Genomic DNA, 25355 nt, shown 5'->3' with positions numbered 1-25355 from the left:
GCGTGCACTCCGTAAACGTTGAGGTGACGGGCAGTCGGCCCGCTGCGAAATCCAAGTCACCCAACGGACGACGCTTGCCTTGCGGCGTGCGTCGAATAGCCCCATGACTATCAGCAAACGTCTGTTACTTACGCTCTCCATTGCACTGCTCGCGCTGCTCTTTGTCGGCATCGGCGGCATCTGGCAGATGGGCGAATCGGAGAAACGCCTCGAGTACTTCAACGACAACACGCTCGGCAGCGTCCATGACCTGAATACCGTCGCCGAATCGGTCGCCGCAATGCGTATCGAGTTGTATCGCCACGGCCTCAGCGAGGACGCCAAGGGTCTGGCCGAGATCGAGCAACAATTCGACGAGGCCAGCAAGCGCTTTGACAGGATGATCGACAAGTACGAGCGCGATGACATCTCGGACGAAACGGACCGCGCAATGCTTGCGGCCGATCGCGCCGCGGTCAAACACTATCGCGACCAGATCCCGGCCTTCTTCGAGCGCTCCCGTACCGGCGACTATGCCGGCGCGAAGCAGATGCTGACGGCCGGCGAGCTGTTCAAGGCCTCCCTGGCGCTGCGTAAAACGGTGGCCGAGCACCTCGAGTACAACACCAAGCAGGGCGGGATCGCCGTGGAGAACAACAAGGCCCAACATGCACGGTCTGTCAGCATTTCCCTGAGCGTGATCGTCATTACCGTCGCCCTCACGGCCATCATGGCGCTGATGCTGTTCCGGCGGATCCGAGGCAGCCTGGCGCAGATCCAGGGCTCGCTCGAATACGTCAGCCGCACGCTCGACCTCGATCATCGTGCCGCCGTGGACCGGCTCGACGAAATCGGCCTTACCGCGCAATCGTTCAACACGCTGCTCGAGCGCGTGGCGGGTACGTTGCGCGACGTACGTCGATCGACCGATTCTGTCGGCGTCGCGGCCGCGCAGATTGCCGCCGGGAACACCGACCTGTCCTCGCGCACGGAACAACAGGCGGCCTCGCTCGAGGAGACCGCCTCGAGCATGGAGCAATTGAGCACGACTGTCCGCCAGAACGCCGACAACGCCCAGCAGGCATCGTCGCTGGCCAGCAACGCCGCGCAGGTGGCAGATCAAGGCAACCAGGCGGTCAACCAGATGGTGGAGACGATGGGCGCGATCAGCACCAGTTCCGGGCGCATCGCCGAGATCACGAACATGATCGAGGGCATTGCGTTCCAGACCAACATCCTCGCGCTCAATGCCGCCGTGGAAGCCGCACGCGCGGGGGAACAGGGCCGCGGATTCGCCGTGGTGGCGGGCGAAGTGCGCAGCCTCGCGCAACGCTCTTCCAGCGCGGCCAAGGAAATCAAGGATCTGATCGAAGCCTCGGCGGAAACCGTGCGTGCCGGCTCCGAGCAGGCGCATGGCGTGGGAAGCACGATGACGGAGATCCAGCAAGCCGTGAGGCGTGTGTCGGACATCATCACGGAGATCTCTGCGGCCTCGCGGGAGCAGAGCACCGGCATCGAGCAGGTGGGACACGCAGTGGGCCAGATGGACCAGGTCACGCAGCAGAACGCGGCACTGGTCGAAGAAGCCGCCGCCGCCGCGCAGTCGCTTGACGAACAAGCCAGCAAGCTGCGCGAGATGGTGGGCCAGTTCAGGATGAGCGTCTGAGTACGCCGTCCACGGAGGTCACCCGGTACGCCGCCAACGCGGCGGCCTGCGTCAATCGGCCGCCACGGTTTCGAGAATCCGCAACGTCACATGCGGCGCGTAGCGAATCAGGTCGTGGGCACGCTCGCCGATCATGATCGCCGGCGCGTTTGCGTCACCACCTATCAGCGTCGGCATGATCGATGCATCCACCACCCGCAGGCCCTCGATGCCGCGCACGCGCAGTTGAGGGTCCACCACCGCCAGCGGGTCCATGCCCATGCGGCAGGTGCCCACCGGCTGACAGGCCGATTGCGCGTGCGCGCGAATCCAGGCCCGCGCGGCTTCGTCATTGCCGCCATCGTCACGCAGTTGGCCCAGCCGCAGATCCTGCCCGCCGAATGCCGCAAGCGGCGCCTGCGCCAGGATACGTCGCGCGATACGCAACCCGTCGAGCAGGCCGTCCATGTCCTGCGGGTCCGACAGATAATGCGGATCGATCAGCGGCGCCTTGCGCGAGTCCGGCGACGCCAGCCGCACCACGCCACGGCTGCGCGGGCGCAGCACACTGGCATGGCACGCGTAGCCATGCCCCAGGCGCAGGCGGCGCGTCTCATCGTCGACGAGCCCCACCACGAAACTCAATTGCAGGTCGGGCTCGGCCAGCCCGGGGCGGCTGCGCACGAAGGCGCCTGCTTCGGCCAGGTTCGATGTCAGCATGCCCGATCGCCCGCGCCGATAGCGCAGGCTTTCGCCAATCAGCCGGAAGGCGCTACCCAGCGAAATGCCGAACAGCTCGGACGCACGCACGCGTCTTTGCACCGCGACATCCACGTGATCCTGCAGATTGGCGCCAACGCCAGGCAGATCGTGGACCACCGGAACGCCAAACTCGCGCAGATGCATCATCGGCCCCACGCCGGAGGCCATCAGCAATTGCGGAGACCCGAACGCGCCTGCGGCAAGGATCACCTCCCGCCGCGCGCGGATTTCCAGTTCCTTGCCGTCGCGCCACGCCACGACGCCCACCGCACGCCTGCGCTCGAACAGCACGCGCAGCACCTGCACCCCTGTCAGCACGTGCAGGTGGCTGCGTCCGCCGTTGCTGGTCCGGTTGCGGGCGTTGCCGCCGTGCAGATAGGCGCGCGCGGCATTCCATCGCTCGCCATTGTGCTGGGTCACCTGATACCAGCCCACGCCTTCCTGCTCGTCGCCGTTGAAGTCGCCGTTGCGTACGATGCCGGCGCGCTGTGCTGCGTCGATGAAATGGTGCGCGAACGGGTTCGGCGAGCGCAGGTCGCTGACGTGCAGCGGCCCAGTGCCACCGTGAAGCGGATCGTCGTCCTCGCCGGCCAGACGCTCGTTGCACTCGGCGCGGCGGAAATACGGCAGCACGTCGTCCCACGACCAGCCGTCGCAGCCGGCATCGGCCCAGGCGTCGTAGTCGGCCGGGCGGCCGCGCGTGTAGATCATGGCGGAGATCAAGGACGAGCCGCCGAGGCCGCGTCCAGCCGGCTGGCTGACTCGCCTGCCGTCCAGCCCTTCCTGCGGAACGGTCCGGTATCCGACGTTGCGCGAGCCGGCCCGTGGCAGGAACGCAGCGCCCGCGGCGGGTGTGCGTACCAGCACATGGTGATCGTGGCCGCCTGCCTCGAGCAGCGCGATACTGTCGTTGCCACTGTCGGCCAGCCGCCCGGCCAGCGCGCAGCCGGCTGAGCCGGCGCCCACGACGAGATAGTCAAAGGTCGCTTCCATCTGTCTCCTCGCGTGTCGGTGTCCGTACTGCCAGTCCCCAGCGGACGCGTGTCGCGAGAATCCAGTGTAGGCGCTGGCGCGGGGGGTCGTGAAGCGCGGCGATGCCACTTCTCCCAACCCGGTCGCCGCGCGGTGTTTGGTAGTCGCCCTCCATTGCGATAACCGCGCGGCTGGCTTATGGTGGCCGATGGCCTGCGGGCTGCCGCCCCGCCCCGGAACCAAACCGTGTCCCAGAAGGAGACCGCCAATGAGAGAAGTGCCCGCCATGTCGTCCTTGTTTGATGCAATGCGCGCAGCCTCGCGGCACGACCAGACACCACCATGGGATGTGCGGGCCGACCGGCTGCGCCGCTTGCGCAGGCTCGTGCAGGCCAATCATGACGCCATCGCCGCAGCCATCAGCGCGGACTTCACCAACCGTCCACATCAGGAGACCGCGCTGCTGGAAGTGTTCCCGAGCGTGGCCGGGATCGATGACGCATTGCGGCACGGCAAGCGCTGGATGCGCGTGCGCCGCGCCAGCACCGGCCTCTGGTTCAAGCCTGGCCGCTCGCGCCTGATGCCGCAGCCGCTTGGCGTGGTCGGCATCGTGGTGCCGTGGAACTACCCGCTGTACCTGACCATCGGACCGCTGACCGGCGCGCTGGCGGCCGGCAATCGCGCAATGGTCAAGCTGTCGGAGTACACGCCGCGCTTCTCCGCGTTGTTCGCGCAACTGGTGCAGGCGGCCTTCGCGCCCGACGAGGTGGCCGTGATCAACGGCGACGCCGAAGTGGCCGCCGCCTTCAGCACCCTGCCGTTCGACCACCTGCTGTTCACGGGCTCGACCAATGTCGGCCACCATGTGATGCGGGCCGCTGCGGCGAACCTCACACCGGTCACGCTGGAACTGGGCGGCAAGTCACCCGCGATCATCGGGCCGCACGCGGATTTCGAGCGGGCCGTGGAGCGGATTCTGGTGGGCAAGCTGCTGAACGCGGGCCAGACCTGCATCGCGCCCGACTACGTGCTGGTGCAAGCCGACCAACGCGACCGCTTCGCGGAGGCGGCTCGCCGCTGCGCCAGCCGGCTTTATCCCGATATCGCGCGCAACCCCGACTACACCAGCATCATCAGCCCGCGTCACTTCGACCGGCTGGTATCGATGATCGCCGCCGCCACTGCGGCGGGGGCGCACGCGGTGCCACTGACCGACGCCACGCCGGACGCCGCCGCGCGCCGGCTGCCACCTGTGCTGCTGACGGATGTGCCGGACAACGTGATGGCGATGCAGGAGGAAATCTTCGGGCCGGTACTGCCCGTGGTGACGTATCGCAGCATCGAGGACGCGATCGGCTTCGTGAACGCGCGCCCGCGCCCGCTGGCGCTTTATGTGTTCGACAAATCGGGGGATGTGGTGGACCGTGTGATGCGCCAGACCGTAGCCGGCGGCGTGACCGTCAACGACACGCTATTCCATATCGCCCAGGACGACCTGCCATTTGGCGGCGTCGGCCCGAGCGGCATGGGCGTCTATCACGGCAAGGCCGGCTTCGAGACGTTCTCGAAGCTCAAGCCGATCTTCCATCAGGCCGGCCTTAATGGCGCCGGGCTGCTCAAGCCGCCCTATGGCAAGCGGTTCGAGTCGATGTTGAAGCTGCTGCTGCGCTGACAACGCCCCGCTCCCGCGCTACGGGAACGGGCGTATTTCCCGCCTTCAAGCCGCCAGCATCGGCTTGCCCAGCATCTTCGACAACACAGCCTCGGGCGAGTGCGTGCGGTCACCAATGGCGGCGGGGTCCAGGTAGATGGTCTGTTCCATCATGGCCTTGCCGCGCATGGCCGCATGGAGAAGCTGGTCGCTGAACACGATCCAGGTCGAACCTGGCGGGAACTGGAATTCCTGTTGCGGCACCGACTTCTGGTAGTCGAGATCGGCCTTGGCCAGATCATGCAACTGCAGCATGCGATGGTCGTACTCGCTGCGTGCGCGCTTGGTGATGTGCAGCGTCTTCATCAGCCAGGATTGACCGGGCCACATCCCGTGGGTCTTCGGCACGAAGCGCCCCGCGAAATCGGCGAATGGCTCGCCCACGCGCCAGACGCGGGGTGCCTCCGGATCGATGTTGTGAAACACACGCAGCAGGCGCTTGCCAAGCAGCGGATTCGAAGGGAACGCATCGACGTGCAGGCGCGTGTCGTCCTTGCGCCAGCTCACCGGGCGTCCGGCGATCTCGCTCGGCCGCAGCGAGGTACCCGCGCGCGTCATGTGCGGCCCATACTCGGGGAACAGCGCGTGAATCAGCGACTCGGTCGATTCGGCGTACCGGCGGATCAGGTTGTAGAGATCGGTCAGGTCCTGCTGGGTACCCGCCGCGCCGCGCACGGCACCTTCGTTGGCACGCAGGTTGATGTTCTTCGACTTGCCGTCCGAGTAGCGGCTATCGAGAAAACGCTCTTCTCCCGGCGCAAATCGGAAATGCAGGTTCGGGAAATACAGCACGGCGCCTTGTTCCAGTTCACGGCGCAGAGTCGCCTGCGTCTCCGGCGAGACTTCGGGCGACCAGTCGGTGTAGGGCTGAGTACGGATCAGATCCAGAGACATAGCCATTCCATTAAGTTCGGATTGGACCGGATTTTACCCCTACTGCGCCCGAGGTCTTGTGCAGCAAGATCAACAAAAAACCCCGCGCGCTCCCGAAGGACCGGCGGGGTCTTGATCCGGCAGAACGCCCGGACGCAGCAGCAGGCGCTTACAGGCCGGCGGCAGCGCGCAGAATCGCGGCCTTGTCAGTGGCTTCCCACGAGAACTCCGGCTCCTCGCGGCCGAAGTGGCCATAGGCGGCGGTCTTCTCGTAGATCGGACGCAGCAGGTCCAGCATCTGGACGATGCCCTTCGGGCGCAGGTCGAAATGCTCCTGAACCAGCGCGGCGATCTTCTCGTCGGAGATCTTGCCGGTGCCTTCGGTGTACACGGTCACGTTGATCGGGCGGGCCACGCCGATCGCGTAGCTGACCTGCACCTGGCACTGGCGCGCCAGGCCGGCGGCCACGACGTTCTTGGCCACGTAGCGGGCGGCGTAGGCGGCCGAACGGTCCACCTTCGACGGATCCTTGCCCGAGAACGCACCGCCACCGTGCGGCGAAGCGCCACCATAGGTATCGACGATGATCTTGCGGCCGGTCAGGCCGCAATCGCCTTGCGGGCCACCGATCACGAAACGGCCGGTCGGGTTCACCAGGTACTTGGTTTCCTTGAGCATCTCGGCCGGCAGCACCGGCTTGATGATCTCTTCGATCACGGCTTCACGGATCTGGGCCTGCGAGATGTCCGGCGCGTGCTGGGTCGACAGGACCACGGTATCCACGCTGTGCGGACGGCCGTCCACGTAGCGCACGGTCACCTGCGACTTGGCGTCGGGACGCAGCCAGGGCAGGCGGCCGTCACGGCGCAGCAGCGACTGGCGCTCCACCAGGCGGTGCGAGTAGTAGATCGGGAACGGCATCAGTTCCGGCGTTTCGTCGCAGGCATAGCCGAACATCAGGCCCTGGTCGCCAGCGCCCTGGTTCAGGTAGTCGTCCGACGCGCGGTCGACGCCCTGGGCGATGTCGGGCGATTGCTTGTCGTAGGCCACCAGCACGGCGCAGCCCTTGTAGTCGATGCCGTACTCGGTGTTGTCGTAACCGATGCGCTTGATGGTTTCGCGCGCGACCTGGATGTAGTCGACGTTGGCGGTCGTGGTGATTTCACCCGCCAGCACGACAAGTCCCGTATTGCAAAGCGTCTCGGCCGCCACGCGGGCGTACTTGTCCTGGGCAAGGATCGCGTCCAGGACAGCATCCGAAATCTGGTCGGCTACTTTATCGGGATGGCCTTCGGAGACAGATTCCGAAGTAAAGAGGAAATCGTTCGACACGATCTGGTTTCTCCAAGTTGGCTATTGCGTGCCAGCCTCGGGAAACGATGCGGCGACGCTTTAGCGGTATTTTCAAGCCCCTCGGGTAGAGCGGCATCGCCCCGCAAGTTGTCAGTTAACTCGGCGATGCAGGCTATTATACGCGCCTGCCGGCCTCGCTGCAGCGTGCCATGTTGGGTATGCCACAGGCGGCGGCCGACGCGAACCCGATATTGTTATTCTCGGCCGGCGCGCTGCCGAATTTAGCCCTGACGGCGTCATGACATTTATTTTCTGGCTGATTTCCCGCTTACCACTGCGCGCGCTCCACGCGATCGGCGGCGCCCTGGGACTGCTGGCGGCGCGGCTGCCAGGCCGCTATGGACGCAGACTGGAGGAGAACTTCCGCCACGCCTATCCGGATGTATCCGACGCCATGCTGGCGGAAGCCGCGCGCCATTCGGGCCGGCTGATCATGGAAATGCCGTACTTCTGGAGCCGCAAATCCATCACGGTCCGCACGGACAACTTCGACGATCATCTCTGGCCAGAACTGGCGCGCCTGGAGGCGGCCGGCAATGGCGTGATCGTCCTGACGCCGCATCTGGGCTGCTTCGAGGTGCTGCCCCAGTCGTACGCGCGCCTGCGCCGCGTCACCGCGATGTTCAAGCCGCCGCACCAGGCTTGGCTGCGCGAGTTCGTCGAACGGATGCGCAGCCGGCCCAACATGGCGATGGCCCCGGCCAATCCACGCGGCGTGCGGATGCTGGTCAAGGCCCTGAAGCGCGGCGAAGCTGTCGGCATCCTGCCTGATCAGGTGCCAAGCGGCGGCGAGGGCACCTGGGCGCCTTTCTTCGGCAAGCCAGCCTATTCGATGACGCTGGTGCACCGGTTGCAGCAACTGACGAAGGCCCCGGTGGTGATGGTCTATGCCGAACGCCTGCCGAAGGGCGCAGGCTATCGCGGCCACCTGCGCATCCTGAACGATGGCGGGATGCTGCCCGAAGATCCCGCTGCGGCGTCGGCCGTAATCAATGCAGCTATCGAAGACTTGATCACTATCGACCCGACCCAGTACCTGTGGGGGTATAACCGCTACAAGTGTCCGACCGGCACGGAATTGCCGCCGGACACGTTCGCCACCACACAGGCCACTACACGTGCCACTACACAGGCCACTACCAACAACAACATTCAATGAGCCGGATCTTCACGTGGCTCGGCATCGGTCTGCTGACGGTGCTGGGCAAACTCCCCTACCCGTTCGTGGCCCGCTTCGGCGAGGCGCTGGGCAGCATTCTGTTCATGATCCCAAATCCGCGCCGCGAAGTGGTGCGGGCCAACCTTCGGCTGTGCTTCCCGGACAAGACCGATGCGGAAATCGAGGCGATGTCGCGCGAGACCTACCGCAAGGTCTTCCGCAGCTTTGCCGAGGGCGGCATCTTCTGGACATGCAACGAGAAAAAGATGCGCCAGCTGGTGCAGATCAACGACCAGGGCAACCTGCCCTCGCTCGACGGCTCGCCCCATATCCTGGTGACACTGCACCTGTCCGGCCTGGAAGCTGGTGCGATTCGCCTGACGATGCACCTGCGCGACACCGTGGGCCGTTCGGGCGCCTCGCTCTACACGGTGCAGAAGAACGCGCTGTTCGATGACTTCCTGAAGGTCGCGCGCGGCCGCTTTGGCGCCAACATGATTTCGCGCAACGACAGCGTGCGCAACATCCTCCGCGTGCTGAAGAAAGGCGAGGCCCTGCAGCTGATCTCCGACATGGACTTCGGCGAGCGCGACTCCGAGTTCGTGCCGTTCTTCGGCGTGGAGGCGCTGACCCTGACATCGGTCTCCCGGCTGGCCCGGCTTGCGGGCGCCAAGGTCGTACCCATCTACACCGAGCAGTTGCCAGACTACAAGGGGTATGTACTGCACATCCTGCCGCCTTGGGACGACTACCCCGGCGAAAGCGTCACCGACGACACACGGCGCATGAACGCGTTCTTCGAGGATGCCATCCGTCCGCGCGTGCCCGACTACTACTGGGTGCACAAACGCTTCAAGCACCGCCCGCCCGGCGAACCTGACATCTACTGATTACAATTCCGGACATGAAACTCCAGTTCACCAAGATGCACGGCGCCGGCAACGATTTCATCGTGCTGGACGGCATTCACCAGAAGCTCGACCTGACCGACGCGCAATGGCGCGCGCTGGCGAATCGCCATTTCGGCATCGGCGCCGACCAGATCCTGATCGTTGAAAAATCCTCGCGCGACGATGTGGATTTCCGCTACCGGATCGTCAACGCGGACGGCGGCGAAGTCGAACACTGCGGCAACGGCGCCCGTTGCTTCGTCCGCTTCGTCACGGATCGTGGCATGACCGACAAGCAGTCGGTCCGCGTGGAAGTCATGAACGGCGTCATCACGCTGAAGCTGCAGGACGACGGTCAGGTGACCGTGGACATGGGTGAGCCCGAACTCACGCCCGCCCGCGTGCCATTCATCGCCGACGGCCTGCCGACGCGCGCCGAAGCCCAGGACACGCTCTATGGTCTCGAAGTCAACGGCCGCACCGAGTGGATCTCGCCCGTGTCGATGGGCAATCCGCACGCGGTGCAGATCGTGGACGACGTAGAGCAATTCCCGGTGCTTCAGGACGGCCCGGTCATCGAGCACCACAAGTCGTTCCCGAACCGGGTCAATGCCGGATTCATGCAGATCGTCGACCGCAATACGGTGCGGCTGCGCGTGTTCGAACGCGGCGCGGGCGAAACGCTGGCGTGCGGCACGGGCGCCTGCGCGGCCGTGGTGGCTGGCATCCGCCGCGGCTTGCTGGACTCTCCGGTCAAGGTGCACACCCACGGCGGCGACCTGACCATCGCGTGGCAAGGCGCTGGCCAGCCCGTGCAGATGACGGGCCCCGCGACGACCGTGTTCGAAGGCACTATTGACCTCTCCACGCTGCCTGCCTGACCATTGAGGCTCGCAGACACACGGGGCCGGCCCGGCCCCGTCTTCGGGAGCACCAATGAAGCTGGACGATTTCTGCATCACCTCGGGCAAGGGGTTCAAGCTTGCCGCCTTCGACCCGGAGAGCAAGCCGTTCTCCCTGGGGGAAAAGGACGCTGACGTTGCGCATGTTGCCGACCTGTCGGCACGACTCGATGCGGAGCAGGACATTTTCTACGCCGAGCACCGCCGCAAGCTGTTGTTCATCCTGCAGGGCATGGACACCAGCGGCAAGGACGGCACCGTGCGCTCGGTCTTCCGGAATTTCGACCCACTAGGCGTGCGTGTCGCCAGCTTCAAGGCCCCTACGGCAGAGGAACTGGCGCGCGACTATCTGTGGCGCGTGCACCTGCAGGTACCACGCCAGGGCGAGATCGCCATCTTCAACCGCAGCCACTATGAAGACGTGCTGATCACGCGCGTGCATGGCTGGATCGACGACGAGGAATGCGAGCGCCGCTTCCGCCAGATCCGCGCGTTCGAGGAGATGTTGACGGAGACCGGGACGACGATCATCAAGTGCTTCCTGCACATTTCGAAAGCCGAGCAGAAGCGGCGACTCGAAGACCGCATCGCCGATCCGCAGAAGCACTGGAAGTTCGACATGCAGGATCTGGCAGAGCGCAAGTACTGGAAGGAGTACCAGCAGAGCTACGAGGCCGCAATTGCCGCCACAGCCACGCCGGCGTGCCCCTGGTACATCGTGCCCGCCGACTCGAAAAGCCACCGCAACCTGATGGTCGCGGAGATCCTTGCGGACGTGTTCCACAAACTCAAGCCAAGCTATCCGCCGCCCAAACCCGAGCTGGCAAAGGTGGCCGTGGAATAAGCGACCGTGGAATAGGCGCCCGGATCAGTCGTTGCCGCCGTTGCCGCGATGCACGTCGTGGGTAACGAACGGGTGGTCCGGCCCCGGCATGGCCAGCCACTTCGGGTGCTTGAGCGTTTCGCGAATGTCCTCGAGGCCGCTGGCCCAATGCTCGTGCATCGTCAGCACGCCGAACTGGTAATCCTTCGCGCTGCCCTCGAACGACTTGTCACGATAGATCAGTTGAATCACGTTGCGCCGTGCGTCGCAGGCATGGTCCGCTGCCCGCTGATACCACGGGTCGTTGCGCTTTGACTGCGGCACCAGCGCCAGCACTTCGCCAAGCATCCGGCGATAGTTCTGCTGCTCGCGCATGTAGTCGGTGATGGCCCGCGTGCGGCTGGAGTACTGGATATCTTTCTGGCGCTCGACCACGTCCTGCAGATTGTGCGGCAGCCCGCCACGGGCGCTCCACAGGTCCACCTGGAAAATCAGCGCATCGCGTCGCGGCTGGGCGGTCAGCACCTCTTGCAAGGGCGTGTTCGATACGAGCCCGCCGTCCCAGTAGTACTCGCCATCGATCTCGATCGCCGGGAATCCCGGCGGCAGCGCGCCCGACGCCATGAAATGCTCGGGACGCAGCGTGGTGCGCGTGTTGTCGAAGTAGGCGAAGTTGCCCGTGTGGACGTTGACGGCGCCCACCGACACGCGCATCCCCTTCGGATGATTGATCCGGTCGAAATCGGCGAACCGCTCGAGCGTGGATTTCAAGGGCGCGGTGTCGTAGTAGCTGACCCGCGTGGGATCTTCGAAATGCGCCCAGAGGTCGGTCACCGCGCGCGGCGAGAAGAAGCCGCGTTGTCCCTCCACGATCGCACGCGCGGCGTTGAAGCTGTCGAACCAGATTCGCATCGGCTCGGGCCATGTCGGCGCGGAGTCGCTAAGCATCTCCAGCGGCAGCCCGGGCAACCACGGCTGGGCACAGATGTATTCCCAGAACGCGCGCAGTTGCGCCACGCGGGTCTCGGGAGGATTGCCGGCGATAACGGCCGCGTTGAGCGCGCCGATCGAGATGCCCGCGATCCAGTTGGGATGGATGCCCCCTTCGGCCAGCCCCTGGTAGACGCCGGCCTGATAGGAACCAAGCGCGCCACCGCCCTGCAGCACCAGCGCGCGGATCGCGTAGGCCTCGTGCGGCGGCCCGTCACCGGGCTCGACCGGCTGGCCGCAATGCTCGCTGAGCACCGAGCCACGCGCACTGGCGCCGCGTTTCGCCCGCTCCGGTGTGGCCGGTGACGATGAATCCTGCGGCGGACCACCCTGTTCGCCGATTTCCCTTTGGATCGCTTCCTTGTTTCGCCGCTTGACCGCCACGCCATGCTCCCAAAAAGAAACGGCCCCATCCGGGGCCGTGTTCGTTGTCAGACGCCGTACTTCTGACGATAGGCTGCCACAGCCTCCCGGGAGTTCCCGAGCGACGGGTCTTTCGACGCATCCAGATACGCCAGCAGGTCCTTGAGCGTGGCGATCGCGATCACCGGAATGCCGTACTCGCGCTGCACATCCTGCACCGCCGAATGCGTGCCGATGTTGTCGGCCGTGCCGCTCTTTTCCATGCGGTCCAGCGCGATCAGCACGGCGGCAGGCTCGGCGCCCGCGGCGCGAATCAGTTGCATCGACTCGCGCACCGAGGTACCGGCGGAGATCACGTCGTCAATGATCACGACCTTGCCCTGAAGCTTGGCGCCGACCAGTGTGCCGCCTTCGCCATGGTCCTTCGCTTCCTTGCGGTTGTAGGAGAAGCCGACGTCACGCCCCATACCGGCCAGCGCCACCGCCGTGGCGGAGGCCAGGGTGATGCCCTTGTAGGCCGGCCCGAACAGCACGTCGAACTGCACGCCCGATTCCAGCAGGGTCTTCGCGTAGAATTGCGCCACCTGGCCCAGCATCGCGCCCTGGTTGAACAAACCGGCGTTGAAGAAGTACGGCGACTTGCGGCCAGCCTTGGTCACGAACTCGCCGAAGGACAGCACGCCCGCGTCCAGTGCAAAGCGGATGAAGGACTGGCTAAGGTCGTCCGGCGTCGTCTGCTGCGTCATCTTTTCTCTCTGAATTCAAAATTTCCCGAGATGTTACGGATTATCAGCGCCAACCTCAACGGCATCCGCTCCGCCTCCAAGAAAGGCTTCTTCGAGTGGATGGGCAAGCAGGAAGCGGACATGGTCTGCGTTCAGGAACTCAAGGCCCAGGAAGCCGACATGACCGAGGCGTTCCTGGCGCCACACGGCTATCACGGCTACTTCCACTATGCCGAGAAAAAAGGCTACAGCGGCGTGGGCCTCTATACCCGCCACAAGCCGGAGCGCGTGATCATCGGCTTCGGCAATACGGAGTTCGATGCTGAGGGTCGCTACGTCGAAGTGCAGTATCCGCACCTCGCCGTGATCTCGGTCTACGTGCCTTCCGGCTCAAGCTCGGAGGAGCGCCAGCAGGCCAAGTTCCGCTTTATGGAAGCCTTCCTGCCGCACCTGCTGGAGCTGAAAGCCAGCGGCCGCGAGATCGTGCTGTGCGGTGACGTGAACATCGCCCACAAGGAAATCGACATCAAGAACTGGAAGGGCAACCTGAAAAACTCCGGTTTCCTGCCCGAAGAGCGCGCCTGGATCGGCGAACTGTTCGACAACCACGGCTATGTCGACGTATTCCGCCAGCTGGACCCGCGCCCCGAACAGTACACATGGTGGAGCAACCGCGGTCAGGCGTACGCGAAGAACGTGGGGTGGCGCATCGATTACCACCTGACCACGGCGAAAATCGCGGCTACCGCCAAGGCTACGTCGATCTACAAGGACGAGAAGTTCAGCGACCACGCCCCGCTGTCGATCGATTACGATTTTCCGTTGTGATGTGCGCATCCCCCGGCGCAACGCCGGGGGTGCCGTCCGCCTTCAGATGGCGCGCGTCTCATCGAACAGGTTCGGGTGACGGTCCAGCAGCTTCAGCAGCCTGATCGGATGGCTGCGGCCGCCGCTCTCGCGTAAACCCTGCACCAGACACCCAACCTCGCTACAATGCTGGTTCTCCGCCCCCAAGGACGCGAGACTTTTCGCATTTTTCAGAGTGAGTCCGCCATGGTTTTCAAAGTGTTCGTCGATGGTCAGGAAGGCACCACCGGTCTCCGGCTGCTTGACTATCTCTCGGGTCGCACCGATGTGGAACTGCTGCGCATTGCCGATGACAAGCGCAAGGACCCGCAGGAGCGAGCACGATTCCTGAACGCCTCGGACGTCTCTTTCCTGTGCCTGCCGGACGTGGCCTCGCGCGAGGCCGTGTCGCTGGTGACCAACCCCGACACCTGCGTGATCGACGCCAGCACGGCGTTCCGCACGGCTGACAACTGGGCCTACGGCCTGCCGGAACTGACCCGTGGCCAGCGCGAGAAGGTGCGCAGCAGCAAGCGCATCGCCGTGCCGGGCTGCCACGCCAGCGCGTTCGTGCTGGCCGTGCGTCCGCTGGTGGAAGCCGGCCTGATGCCTGCCGACTATCCGGCTTCGGCGTTCTCGCTGACCGGTTACAGCGGCGGCGGCAAGTCGATGATCGCGGAGTTCGAAGCCGGCGGAAATCCGAAGCTGATGAGCCCGCGTCCGTACGCGCTGGGTCTGGCGCACAAGCACCTGCCGGAAATGCGTGTGCAGACCGGCCTGTCGCAGGCGCCGATCTTCAACCCGATCGTCGGCAACTTCCTGAAGGGTCTGGCCGTGACGGTGCCGGTGTATCCGGGGCTGCTGTCGCGCAAGGCCGATGCGGAAGCCATCCTCGACATCTACCGCAAGCACTATGAAGGCGAGCAGTTCGTGCGCGTCCATCCGTTCAACAGCGACGCCAATCTGGACAACGGCTTCTTCGACGTCCAGGCGAACAACGACACCAACCGCGTGGACCTGTTCGTCTTCGGCAACGAAGAACGCCTGAACCTGGTGGCGCGCCTGGACAACCTCGGCAAGGGTGCGGCCGGTGCGGCCGTGCAATGCATGAACGTCCATATCGGCGCCGACGAAGCCACGGGGCTCGTTGCCTGAGGTCTCGCCCGCTTCAAAAGAAAAACCGGCTCGATCTGAGCCGGTTTTTTTTCGCCCGTCCGGGCCACCGCCGCTACTTTTTCAGCGGATGCTGGAGATCCTCGTCACCCGCGTCGACCGGCGCGTCGTGCAGGTCAGCCATATTGGCCTTGTAAGGCGGCAGCTTTTCCATCGGCATATTCATGGCCTTGGCATAGAGCGGCAGCACTTCATTCATATGCGCCTGAAGCACGGCGATCCGGCTGCGGCCGGACGGATGGGTCGAGGTGAACTCGTCGCCGGCCTTGAGCACTGCGCCCATCTTCTGCCAAAGCGTGATGGCCGCGCGGGGGTCATACCCGGCGCGCGCGGCGATATCCATGCCGATCAGGTCGGCTTCGGTCTCTTCCTGACGCGAAAAGCGCAGCGACAGCATCTTGGCATTGGAGCCGATATCCATATTGCCAAGGTTGCCGAAGCCGGTCAGTTGCGACACCACGTTTGCGCCCAGGTTCGAGATCTCGGCCTGCGCCGCGCGCTGGCGGGCGTGTTCTTCCAATGCGTGCGAGATCTCGTGGCCCATGACCATGGCCACTTCGTCGTCGGTCAGATTGAGCTCATCGAGCAGGCCGGAATAGACGGCCATCTTGCCACCCGGCATGCAGAAGGCGTTGACCTGCTTGGACCGGATCAGGTTGATTTCCCAGGCCCAGCGCCCGGCGCGCGGATTCCAGAGCACGGTCTGCGGCAGCAGCCGGATGCCGATCTCGCGCAGGCGCTTCACCTGCGGATCGTCTTCGTCGACCAGCGTGTGCTTGGCGATCGCTTCCTGCTTGACCTGTTCGTACTCGCGCGCCGCCTGCTGGTCGATCACCTCCATCGGCACGATGTCCCGCACCTTCGAATAGCGGCGATCAACCCGCACGCCATCGTCGGGCGCGGAAACCACGGCAACTCCCTGCGCCCGCGCGGGAAGCGGATGCGCGGCGCCCAGCGCGGCAGCCAGTACGAAGGCTGCGGCCACGGCCTGCTGGCGCAACCGGCACGATGTGTCGGACACGTTCGGGTTCAAGGCAGGGCTCGCTGGGTAGAAAATTTCGACTTGTTCGGGGGCGCGGAATTGGTGATGCAATAATACACAGCCAGCCGCGCGCCGTCCTCGCCATCATGACTTTTCAAGACTATCTCGACATCTTCCGCAATCGCCGCATCGGGGCCATGCTGACGCTCGGTTTTGCCTCCGGACTCCCCCTGGCGCTGACCTCGGGCACGCTGCAGGCGTGGATGACGGTCGAAGGGCTGGACATCAAGACGATCGGCTTTTTCTCGCTGGTCGGCCAGGCCTATATCTTCAAGTTCCTCTGGGCTCCGCTGATGGACCGCTTCACGCCGCCGCTACTGGGCCGTCGGCGCGGTTGGCTGCTGGTCACGCAGCTCGGGCTGGTGGGCAGCATCGCGGCGATGGCGTTTTGCCCACCCCACGAGGCACTGTGGGCGCTGGCCGCGCTGGCCACACTGGTCGCCTTCCTGTCGGCTTCGCAGGACATCGTGTTCGATGCCTACAGCACCGACGTGCTACGCCCGTCCGAGCGCGGCGCCGGCGCGGCGGTCAAGGTGCTCGGCTACCGGCTGGCGATGCTGGTGTCGGGTGGGCTGGCGCTCTATCTGGCCGATCGCGTGCTGGGGTGGCCACACATGTACCTGCTGATGGCGGCGCTGATGAGCGTTGGGCTGGTCACGCTGATCTGGGCGCCGGAGCCGGACGTCCCGGCGCGCGCGCCGCGCTCGCTGGAAGAAGCGGTAGTCGGTCCGCTGCGCGATTTCTTTGGCCGCCAGGGCGCGTGGTGGCTGCTGCTGCTGATCGTGCTGTACAAGCTCGGCGACGCCTTCGCGGGCAGCCTGTCGACCACGTTCCTGATTCGCGGCCTGGGCTTCGATCCGGGCGAGGTCGGCATCGTCAACAAGACGCTGGGGCTGGCCGCGACGATCATCGGCGCGCTGTTCGGCGGTTCGCTGATGGTGCGCCTGGGCCTGTACCGTTCGCTGATGCTGTTCGGCATCCTGCAGGGCGTGTCGAATCTGGGCTACTGGATCCTGTCCGTCACGCCGCCGCACCTGTGGACGATGGGTGCGACGATCGCCGTCGAAAACCTCTGCGGCGGCATGGGCACCGCGGCCTTCGTGGCGCTGCTGATGACGCTGTGCAACCGGTCATTCTCGGCCACCCAGTACGCGCTGCTATCTGCGCTGGCGTCGATCGGACGCGTCTACGTGGGGCCGACCTCCGGCTACATGGTCGAAGCCTGGGGATGGGCGCCGTTCTACCTTGGCACCGTCATCGCGGCCGTGCCCGGCGTTGCGCTGCTCTGGGCCATGCGCAACACCGTCCACCGCTACGAAGCGCAGGCGCGGGAACCGGCAGAACCTGCGGTGCCGCGCCCGGCGTAACTTATTCCTTGTAGTAGACGATCTGGTGCGAGGTAGCGAGCAACTCGCCGCTCGCGCTCCAGATCTCCGCGCTCTGGTCGAAGAAGCCCTGGCGGAACACGCGCGCCTGCGCGCAGCCCAGCACATGGCTGTCGCCAACTGCCGCCAGCGTGGCGGCATCGGCATGGAAATATGTGGTCAGGGATACCGTGCCCGCCGGCACGAAGCCCGCGCGCTTGAGGAAGATGCGCGGATAGAACGCGTCGCACCATGCCGCCATCGACGCATAGTCGGGCGTGCGTGCCGGTTCGTCCCGAATCCAGAACTGGGACAGGCTGTCGGGGTTCTCGGTCCCGGGGGCCGTGGTCGGCTTGGCGCCGCGGACTGCCCGAATGTCATAGCTGCCCAGCCACTTCACCGGCGCGAAACCGCTCATGACCGGCAGCGATTCGGCGGCGGGCACCTGCGGCATCACGGCCTCGCCCGAATTCCAGGTTTGGCGACGCACGGCAAACACGGCGCTGCCGGTGGTCGTCACCTCGCCGTTCTGACGCAGTTCCAGATGCCAGTGCTGGGTCGAGCGATTGGTGCGCGACGGCCGCGCCTCGACCTCGAAGTCACCCTCCCCAATCGGCCCCGCAAAGTTGACGGTGAGCGCAATCGGGTCGCCCAGGCGCTCTGGGTGCACCAGGGCGGCCTGCAGCATCACGGCCGCGGTGGCTCCGCCGAACGGGCCGATCATGTTCCAGTAAGCCTGGCTGGTATGGCCCACATAGCGATGTTCGCCAGCGGGTTCGAGCTTCAGTGCTTGATCGAGTGGATGCAGGGGCGCTTGCGTCATGGCAGGAAATAGTACGATCGTTCGGTAACTCACGTACGGTATGCCTGCCAGAGGCTTGCGTCAAGCTATCGACTCATCGGACCGATACCCCATCAGACCGCGCAGACTCGGTACACCGCCAGGCTGCCGCGCCAGTTGACGCCCCAGTTCACCGTCACACCCTCATGCATCACCACGCGGTCGAGCACGCGCAGGCCCACCTTGGGCGCCAGCGCCTCGAAATCGCTGATCGTCAGCACACGCACGTTCGGCGTGTTGTACCACTGGTACGGCAGCGACTCGGACACCGGCATCCGGCCACGAAACACCGACAGCCGGTGCGGCCAGTAGCCGAAGTTCGGGAACGAGACGATGCACTCGCGGCCCACGCGCAGGGTGTCGCGCAGCACCTGGGCCGTGTTGTGGATGGTCTGCAGCGTCTGGGACAGGATCACCGTGTCAAAGCTCTGGTCCTCGAACAGCGCCAGCCCCCCTTCCAGGTTCTGCTGGATGACATGCACCCCCTTCTGGGCGCAAGCCAGTACCTCTTCATCGCGGATCTCGATGCCGTAGGCCTGAACGTCCAGTTCGTCCTGCAGCACGCGCAGCAGGCTGCCGTCGCCGCAGCCGGCGTCGAGCACGGTGGAGTTCGGTTCGATCCAGCGCGCGATAGCGCGGAAGTCCGGACGCAGCGCGAGGATATTCGGATTGGAAGCCGCGTTCATGCGCCGATCTCCTCTGCGATGCGGTCGTAGTAGGCGCGCATCAGGTTGTGATAGCGGGCGTCGTCGAGCAGGAAGGCATCGTGGCCGTGCGGAGCGTCGATCTCCGCGTACGACACCGGTCGCTTGTTGTCGAGCAGCGCCTTGACGATCTCGCGGCTGCGGTTCGGCGCAAAGCGCCAGTCCGTGGTGAAACTGACGACCAGGAAGCCGGCCTGCGTCTGCGCCATGGCGCGCGTCAGGTCGCCACCGTGCGCCAGCGCCGGATCGAAGTAGTCGAGCGCGCGCGTGATCAGCAGGTAGGTATTCGCGTCGAAGTACTCGGCGAATTTGTCGCCCTGGTAACGCAGGTAGCTTTCCACCTGGAACTCGACGTCAAACGAGAAGCGGATGTCCTCGGCCTTCAGCGAGCGGCCGAATTTCTCGGCCATGTCCTCGTCGGACAGATAGGTGATATGGCCGATCATCCGCGCCACGCGCAGGCCGCGCTTCGGCTTGACGTTGTGCGCGTAGTAGTTGCCGCCGTGGAAATCCGGGTCCGACAGGATGGAACTGCGCGCGACCTCGTTGAACGCGATGTTCTGCGCGGACAGTTTCGGCGTGGAAGCCACCACGATGCAGTGGCGCAGCCGCTCCGGATACATCAGGCTCCAGGCCAGCGCCTGCATGCCGCCCAGGCTGCCGCCCATCACGGCGGCGAACTGTTGAATGCCGAATATGTCGGCCACGCGCGCCTGCGCGTTGACCCAGTCTTCCACCGTCACCACCGGGAACAACGCGCCATACGGCGCCCCGGTCGACGGATTGGTGCTCATCGGCCCGGTCGATCCGAAGCACGAGCCGAGGTTGTTCACGCCGATCACGAAGAAGCGGTTGGTGTCGAGCGGCTTGCCGGGGCCCACCATGTTGTCCCACCAGCCGATATCGCGCGGATTGTCCGCGGCGATGCCGGCGACGTGGTGCGAGGCGTTGAGCGCGTGACAGACCAGCACGGCATTGGTCCGCGCGGCGTTCAGCGTGCCGTAGGTTTCGACCATCAGGTCGTAGTCGGCGATCTGGCTGCCGTTGCGGAGCTGCAGCGGCTCCGAAAAATGCATGCGCTGGGGCGTAACGACACCGACGGAATCGGTCGGCACGTCGAGCACACCAGCGGGAGGAGCGACATCGGTCATGAGCGGGGCCCGCGAGTGAGGCAGGCATAAAAAAACCCGACTGGCAGTGCGTGTGATGCTTCGCAGCCAAGTCGGGCGTTCGCGGTGTCCCGCGTGCCGGTGCCATGCATGAATCTTCCGCGAGGCACCGACCCAACCTCTTTAGCCGCATTTATATTGGCAACCGGAAGACTTCCCTTCCCATCGCCGCGCGCCCGCAAGCCAGTCATCAAATCGGCGCGACCCGCACATTATAGTGCAAACCGTTTTTTGTGCCTGCTCCTGTTCGGATCAGCCCAGCAGGATGCGCAGTTGCGCATCGATATTCTCGGTCGGCGCCTTGCGGAAACCGCTCTTCACGAAGCGATGCCAGTGCCCCTGCACGGCCGCCGTGATCAGCGCCACGCGCAACGGAATATCGGCATCGGGCGGAAACGCCGCCTGACTGACGGCCACCTTCAGACACTGACGCAGCGACGCCTCGATACGGTCGATCATCTGGTTGATGCGCTCCTGCAAGCGCTCGTGTTCGCCGACGAGCGCCTCGCCAGTCAGCACACGCGTCATGCCGGGGTTCTTCTCGGCGAACGACAGCAGCATGCGCACGATCGCCTGCGCCTGGCGCAGCCCATGCTCTTCCTGCGTGGTGATCTGGTTGATCAGGCCGAAGACGGTCTGCTCGATGAAGCCGATCAGGCCTTCGAACATCTGCGCCTTGCTGGCAAAGTGCCGGTACAGCGCGGCCTCGGATACCGAGAGCTTCGCAGCCAGCGCCGCGGTGGTGATCTTTTCCCCGCGCGGGTGTTCGAGCATCCCTGCCAGCGTCTGGAGGATCTGGATACGGCGTTCACCCGGGCGCGGACGCTTGCGCGCGGGCGCCGCTTCCGGCGAGTGGCCAGCGGGCGTGTCCGCCTCTGCCTGGCTTGAAATGGTTTGAGTCATGACCCGGTTCTCCACATTCGTCGTAGGAGTTGATGCATCGATTGTACTTTTATGTCCACATAGCCGGGCCGATTCGTCACGCGTGCCCGCATACGCGGCAAATGATCGGGCTGCGACTGTGGCGTGGTTGCCGCACGGGTGGGGTCCTGGCTCTCGGCCGCCACCAGCGTCACCGACCGTTCCTGCGCCAGATGCGCCACGCGCTGGCGGTCTTCGGCAGCCAGCGTCGAGCGAGTGACCGCGTCACGCGCCGCGCCGGGCACGCTGGCGTCCTGAGCCGGCACCACCACGTGCGGCCGTGACGGCGCGATCGTGCGCAGGTAGCCGGTCACCCAGGCCCTGCGGATACCCGACCCCGCATAGTGCTTGAGGTGCGACAGCGTGTCTTCCACCAGTACCGCCCGGTGCGGCGCCACGCCGATCTGCGCCAGCAATCGCAGCATCATGCGGCGGTCCGGTTTCGGACGCAGGTGTCCGTGCACCCACATGTCCTCGATGGCCACGACCCGCTCGAAACATCGATCGATGCCAGCGATCGCCATCACGCTGCGCGCGTAGTTGCGCGGTGCGTTCGTGACCAGGATCTTCCGCCCCGGCAACTGGCGCAGTGCGGCCACCAGACCTCGTCGCACGCGCACCATGTCCGCCAGCTCGGGGAAATCATGCGCGGCGCGCAGGAAGTCCGCCGGATCGACCTGATGGTGGCGGACCATGCCGAGCAGCGTGGCGCCGTAGCGCTGCCAGTAGTCGACGCGCACCCGGCTGGCCGTAGCGTCGTCGCAGCCGAGCACACGCGCCACGTAGGCCGTCATCAGTCGGTTGATCGCCGGAAAGATGGCGTGCGAGGCATCGTGCAGCGTGTTGTCGAGATCGAACAGCCAGACGGTGTCGCCAGACGTGTTGCCGGCCACGCCGCGGACCAGATGGCGCCGCGGCCGGTGGGAGGAATGCAGGCGAGCGCGTTCTACGCCGCGACGCTGGGTGGGCTGACGAATGAACACGCGGGTATCTGGAAATGGAGGAAGAGGCGGGAACCCGCACGCGGCGGATTCCCCTATGACGCGCTCAGTGCGAGCGGATCATCGTGCCGAAGGCCTGTTCGGTCAGGATTTCGAGCAGCAGCGAGTGTTCGATGCGGCCGTCGATGATGTGCACCGAGTGCACACCACTCTTGGCCGCGTCGAGCGCCGACGAGATCTTCGGCAGCATGCCGCCCGAGATCGTGCCGTCGGCGAACAGTTCCTCAATCTCGCGCGCGGACAGGTCGGTCAGCAGGTTGCCCTTCTTGTCCATCACGCCCGGGATGTTCGTCATCATGACGAGCTTCTCGGCCTTGAGGATCTCGGCCATCTTGCCAGCCACCACATCGGCGTTGATGTTGTAGGCCTGGCCATCGTCGGAGAAACCGATCGGCGAGATCACGGGGATGAAGGCATCGTCCTGCAGCGCCTTCACCACGGCCGGGTTGATCGCCTCGATATCACCCACGTAGCCGATGTCGATGAAGGTGCCCGGGTTCTCGCGGTCCGGCATCTGCAGACGCTTGGCGCGGATCAGCCCGCCGTCCTTGCCGGTCAGGCCCACGGCCTGGCCGCCGTACTGGTTGATCAGCATGACGATGTCCTGCTGGACTTCGCCGCCGAGCACCCATTCGACCACTTCCATCGTCTCTTCGTCGGTCACGCGCATCCCCTGGATGAACGTGCCGACCTTGCCGACCTTCTTGAGCGCCTCGTCGATCTGCGGGCCACCGCCGTGCACAACCACCGGGTTCATGCCGACGAGCTTCAGCAGGATCACGTCGCGCGCGAAACCGTGCTTGAGTTTCTCTTCCGTCATCGCGTTGCCACCGTACTTGACCACGATGGTCTTGCCGTGGAACTTCCGGATATAAGGCAGCGCCTCGGCAAGGATTTCAGCCTTGAGGGAGGGAGCGATGGCCGCAACCGACTTGGTAGCAGGCTCAGGATTGTCAGCGTTCATGGCTTTGGACATTCCGTGTGATGTGGAGCAGGTATCATGACTAATCGTCCGCCGGACAGGCAAAGGACGCGCGAGGCCGGCGTTGCGGCAATAGCCGTCTGGGAAGCAGCGCGTCACGGGGATCCCCCCGGGTGCGCCATCCGGCCACGGCAGGCGCCGATTTTACAAGAAACCCGCGACCACATTGCAATCCGGATGAGTGGCATACGATGACCGATCCGTCGACGATCCAGACAGGCCAGTTGCGCCCGGTCGAACATTGCAGCCGTTGCGGCGCCGCGTTCGTCTGTGGCTACGTGGCCGGGCTGCCCGAATGCTGGTGCGCCAGCCTGCCGCTGCTGCCGTCGCGCAAGATCGTGGCGGGCCAACATTGCCTGTGTCCAACCTGCCTTCGGCAGCGGCAGGACGACGTCCCCCAGGACGCCGTTGCTCCAGATTGAATTTTTAGAGCAGCGAATGCCCAAACACCCCAAGTTCGGTTTAACATTCGCGGCATGAATAGCCTTCGTGGAATCGACCTCAACCTTCTGGTGGTGCTGGAAGCGCTGCTTGCGGAACGCCATATTTCGCGCGCCGCACTGCGCCTGCAGCTCAGTCAACCCGCCGTGAGCCACTCGCTGGCGCGGCTGCGCCAGTTGCTCGACGATCCCCTGCTGGTACGTGGCCAGGGCGGCCTGGTGCTGACCGCGCGCGCCCACGAACTGGCCGCGCCACTGGCCGAGGCGCTCGCGCAGGTCCGCATCCTGCTGGGGCCCGGTGGCTTCCAGCCCGCCACGGCCCGGCGGACGTTCAAGCTGGCGATGTCCGACTATGGTTCGCTGGTGGTGTTGCCGCGCCTGCTGCGCACGGTGCGCAAGGCCGCGCCCAATATTGACCTCACCGTCACGCAGGGCAGTCTGGAAACGATGACCGCTCAGGTAGCGGATGGCCAGATCGACCTGGCATTCGGCGCCTTCGCATTCGAGCCGGAAGGCGTGCGCACCGCGGTGCTGTTCGACGACGATTTTGCATGTGCCGTGGACGCCGCAACGGTTCGCGATACGGGCCGGCTAGATCACGTGGCCTATCTGGCGCGCTCGCACGTGCTGGTGACCGCAGCCACCGAGCGCGGGGACGCCATCGACGCGGCCGTGACCCGACTGGGCGGGCGACGCAAGATCGCCTGCACCGTGCCGCACTGGAGCGTGGCGCCCGGCCTGATCCTTGGCACCAACATGGTCCTGACCACCGCGCGCCGCTCGCTGGAAGCGCTGGCAGACGACCGTCTGGCGATCTTCGAGGCGCCGTTCACGATCCCCGGCTTCGCGTTCTGCATGATCTGGCCGGCGAAGGCCGACGCGGACCCGGGACTGACCTGGCTACGCGAACGGGTATTGCAAGCGGTCGCGCCGGAAGCGGAAAGCTCCGACGCGATCAGCCTGCGCGGCTGACCACCCCGTCCGATGACCCCTGACGGGGTCCGGTGCCGACGCTCAACGTACCCGGATCAGCACCGGAAATCAGCGCATCGCTGCTTCAGTGCTTGTGATCGCCGTGGCCGCCACCCTGCGCGGAAGCGGTCATGTCGCGAACCTGCGCGCTCACCTGCTGCTCGACCACCTTGCCGTTCTGCTCGAACTTCAGCGTGATGGGCACCGTGTCGCCCGCCTTGAGCTGCTGCTTCAGGCCCATCAGCATCACGTGATAGCCGCCCGGCTTCAGTTGCACGTCCTGCATCTTCGGCAGATCCAGCGAGGGAATCTGGCGCATCCGCATGACGTTGTTTTCCATCTTCATTTCATGCAGTTCGGCGGTGCCCACCGGCGACGACACGCCGACCAGCTTGGCGTCCTGATGCGCGTGCAGCGTCATGAACGCGCCAGACGCGGTCTGCGCCGGCACGGTGCCGCGCACCCAGGCGTCGCTGACGTCGACTTGCGCCATGGCCTGGGCGCTGGCCAGCAGACCGGCCAGGGCGAGGGTTGCGATCGATGCGGCGCGGGCCGCGCGGAACTTGGCTTGCATAGGGAACATCTCCACGATTCAGCACGAATTGGGTGTTGAGGGCGGTCATTAGATCACGCAGCACCCCGCGTGTCTTGCCGCGATCTGAACCTCGCAGTCTGGCAGCGCCGCCCGCCGTTCAGAATGCGGCACTGTGTCGCACGTTGCAAGCGCCGATCCGCGGCATTGCTACACTCGC

General features: G+C 65.1%; 24 protein-coding genes. 11 read left to right on the top strand and 13 right to left on the bottom strand.

Annotated features, from left to right (window positions below):
- Nucleotides 1-103 precede the first annotated feature (103 nt).
- Nucleotides 104-1645: a methyl-accepting chemotaxis protein gene (locus tag RMET_RS00815; RefSeq protein ID WP_011515072.1), complete on the top strand. Its 1542-nt coding sequence runs from the start codon at nt 104-106 to the stop codon at nt 1643-1645.
- A 51-nt stretch (nt 1646-1696) separates the two neighbouring features.
- Here the strand turns inward: RMET_RS00815 and RMET_RS00810 are convergent, their stop codons facing one another.
- On the bottom strand, nt 1697-3379 hold the full coding sequence (locus RMET_RS00810; RefSeq protein WP_011515071.1) for a GMC family oxidoreductase: 1683 nt from the start codon (nt 3377-3379) through the stop codon (nt 1697-1699).
- A gap of 247 nt (nt 3380-3626) precedes the next feature.
- On the opposite strand from RMET_RS00810, the gene RMET_RS00805 reads away from it, so the two are divergent.
- A complete protein-coding gene (locus RMET_RS00805; protein WP_011515070.1) occupies nt 3627-5030 on the top strand; it encodes a coniferyl aldehyde dehydrogenase in 1404 nt (467 codons plus the stop codon).
- A gap of 45 nt (nt 5031-5075) precedes the next feature.
- On the opposite strand, the gene RMET_RS00800 is transcribed toward RMET_RS00805, so the two are convergent.
- Both RMET_RS00800 and metK read right to left on the bottom strand, forming a co-directional pair.
- Nucleotides 5076-5969 carry a Kdo hydroxylase family protein gene (locus RMET_RS00800; protein WP_011515069.1) on the bottom strand — a complete coding sequence of 298 codons (894 nt, stop codon included), beginning with the start codon at nt 5967-5969 and terminating at the stop codon, nt 5076-5078.
- A gap of 142 nt (nt 5970-6111) precedes the next feature.
- Nucleotides 6112-7275 (bottom strand): methionine adenosyltransferase, encoded by a 1164-nt coding sequence (gene metK, locus RMET_RS00795; RefSeq protein WP_008648556.1) that lies wholly within the window; start codon nt 7273-7275, stop codon nt 6112-6114.
- 259 nt (nt 7276-7534) lie between these two features.
- On the opposite strand from metK, the gene RMET_RS00790 reads away from it, so the two are divergent.
- The 4 genes from RMET_RS00790 to RMET_RS00775 are packed head-to-tail and all read left to right on the top strand — an operon-like array spanning nt 7535 to nt 11091.
- The gene (locus RMET_RS00790; protein ID WP_011515068.1) at nt 7535-8455 is read left to right on the top strand and encodes a lysophospholipid acyltransferase family protein; all 921 of its coding nucleotides are present in this window, start codon (nt 7535-7537) and stop codon (nt 8453-8455) included.
- Nucleotides 8452-9345: a lipid A biosynthesis lauroyl acyltransferase gene (locus RMET_RS00785; protein ID WP_011515067.1), complete on the top strand. Its 894-nt coding sequence runs from the start codon at nt 8452-8454 to the stop codon at nt 9343-9345. Before RMET_RS00790 ends, RMET_RS00785 begins: the two co-directional genes overlap by 4 nt.
- Nucleotides 9346-9359: 14 nt before the next feature.
- Nucleotides 9360-10226, top strand: coding sequence for a diaminopimelate epimerase (gene dapF, locus RMET_RS00780; protein ID WP_011515066.1), 867 nt, complete (start codon nt 9360-9362; stop codon nt 10224-10226).
- A gap of 55 nt (nt 10227-10281) precedes the next feature.
- Nucleotides 10282-11091 (top strand): polyphosphate kinase 2 family protein, encoded by an 810-nt coding sequence (locus RMET_RS00775; RefSeq protein WP_011515065.1) that lies wholly within the window; start codon nt 10282-10284, stop codon nt 11089-11091.
- 24 nt (nt 11092-11115) lie between these two features.
- Here the strand turns inward: RMET_RS00775 and RMET_RS00770 are convergent, their stop codons facing one another.
- The gene (locus tag RMET_RS00770; RefSeq protein WP_011515064.1) at nt 11116-12444 is read right to left on the bottom strand and encodes a DUF3734 domain-containing protein; all 1329 of its coding nucleotides are present in this window, start codon (nt 12442-12444) and stop codon (nt 11116-11118) included.
- A 47-nt stretch (nt 12445-12491) separates the two neighbouring features.
- Nucleotides 12492-13169 (bottom strand): orotate phosphoribosyltransferase, encoded by a 678-nt coding sequence (gene pyrE / locus RMET_RS00765; RefSeq protein WP_008647201.1) that lies wholly within the window; start codon nt 13167-13169, stop codon nt 12492-12494.
- A 30-nt stretch (nt 13170-13199) separates the two neighbouring features.
- Between pyrE and RMET_RS00760 the strand changes: the two genes are divergently transcribed.
- Both RMET_RS00760 and argC read left to right on the top strand, forming a co-directional pair.
- Nucleotides 13200-13976, top strand: coding sequence for an exodeoxyribonuclease III (locus tag RMET_RS00760; protein ID WP_011515063.1), 777 nt, complete (start codon nt 13200-13202; stop codon nt 13974-13976).
- Nucleotides 13977-14201: 225 nt separating this feature from the next.
- Nucleotides 14202-15149 (top strand): N-acetyl-gamma-glutamyl-phosphate reductase, encoded by a 948-nt coding sequence (gene argC, locus RMET_RS00755; protein WP_029306783.1) that lies wholly within the window; start codon nt 14202-14204, stop codon nt 15147-15149.
- A 73-nt stretch (nt 15150-15222) separates the two neighbouring features.
- Here argC and RMET_RS00750 read toward each other — a convergent pair whose 3' ends face one another.
- Nucleotides 15223-16188, bottom strand: a complete 966-nt coding sequence (locus RMET_RS00750) for a M48 family metallopeptidase (RefSeq protein ID WP_035820371.1) — start codon at nt 16186-16188, stop codon at nt 15223-15225.
- Nucleotides 16189-16295: 107 nt separating this feature from the next.
- Between RMET_RS00750 and RMET_RS00745 the strand changes: the two genes are divergently transcribed.
- Nucleotides 16296-17576: a muropeptide transporter gene (locus RMET_RS00745; protein WP_011515060.1), complete on the top strand. Its 1281-nt coding sequence runs from the start codon at nt 16296-16298 to the stop codon at nt 17574-17576.
- 1 nt (nt 17577) lies between these two features.
- Here the strand turns inward: RMET_RS00745 and RMET_RS00740 are convergent, their stop codons facing one another.
- The 6 genes from RMET_RS00740 to argB form a co-directional block, all read right to left on the bottom strand.
- Nucleotides 17578-18396: an acyl-CoA thioesterase gene (locus RMET_RS00740; RefSeq protein ID WP_011515059.1), complete on the bottom strand. Its 819-nt coding sequence runs from the start codon at nt 18394-18396 to the stop codon at nt 17578-17580.
- A gap of 92 nt (nt 18397-18488) precedes the next feature.
- Nucleotides 18489-19100, bottom strand: a complete 612-nt coding sequence (gene metW, locus RMET_RS00735) for a methionine biosynthesis protein MetW (protein ID WP_008647215.1) — start codon at nt 19098-19100, stop codon at nt 18489-18491.
- Nucleotides 19097-20269 (bottom strand): homoserine O-succinyltransferase MetX, encoded by a 1173-nt coding sequence (gene metX / locus RMET_RS00730; RefSeq protein WP_008647216.1) that lies wholly within the window; start codon nt 20267-20269, stop codon nt 19097-19099. Before metX ends, metW begins: the two co-directional genes overlap by 4 nt.
- A gap of 270 nt (nt 20270-20539) precedes the next feature.
- Nucleotides 20540-21190, bottom strand: a complete 651-nt coding sequence (gene slmA, locus RMET_RS00725; protein ID WP_011515058.1) for a nucleoid occlusion factor SlmA — start codon at nt 21188-21190, stop codon at nt 20540-20542.
- Nucleotides 21187-22191, bottom strand: coding sequence for a pyrimidine 5'-nucleotidase (locus RMET_RS00720; protein WP_011515057.1), 1005 nt, complete (start codon nt 22189-22191; stop codon nt 21187-21189). The genes slmA and RMET_RS00720 overlap by 4 nt, the downstream gene beginning before the upstream one ends.
- A gap of 64 nt (nt 22192-22255) precedes the next feature.
- Nucleotides 22256-23173, bottom strand: a complete 918-nt coding sequence (gene argB / locus RMET_RS00715; RefSeq protein ID WP_008647220.1) for an acetylglutamate kinase — start codon at nt 23171-23173, stop codon at nt 22256-22258.
- A gap of 209 nt (nt 23174-23382) precedes the next feature.
- Between argB and RMET_RS00710 the strand changes: the two genes are divergently transcribed.
- Both RMET_RS00710 and RMET_RS00705 read left to right on the top strand, forming a co-directional pair.
- A complete protein-coding gene (locus tag RMET_RS00710; RefSeq protein ID WP_029306785.1) occupies nt 23383-23613 on the top strand; it encodes a cysteine-rich CWC family protein in 231 nt (76 codons plus the stop codon).
- 54 nt (nt 23614-23667) lie between these two features.
- Nucleotides 23668-24603, top strand: a complete 936-nt coding sequence (locus tag RMET_RS00705; protein ID WP_008647224.1) for a LysR substrate-binding domain-containing protein — start codon at nt 23668-23670, stop codon at nt 24601-24603.
- An 85-nt stretch (nt 24604-24688) separates the two neighbouring features.
- Here RMET_RS00705 and RMET_RS00700 read toward each other — a convergent pair whose 3' ends face one another.
- A complete protein-coding gene (locus RMET_RS00700) occupies nt 24689-25177 on the bottom strand; it encodes a copper chaperone PCu(A)C (RefSeq protein ID WP_011515054.1) in 489 nt (162 codons plus the stop codon).
- Nucleotides 25178-25355: the final 178 nt, after the last annotated feature.

Source organism: Cupriavidus metallidurans CH34 (assembly GCF_000196015.1).
Lineage (GTDB): Bacteria > Pseudomonadota > Gammaproteobacteria > Burkholderiales > Burkholderiaceae > Cupriavidus > Cupriavidus metallidurans.
This window is presented reverse-complemented; position numbering and strand designations above follow the sequence as displayed.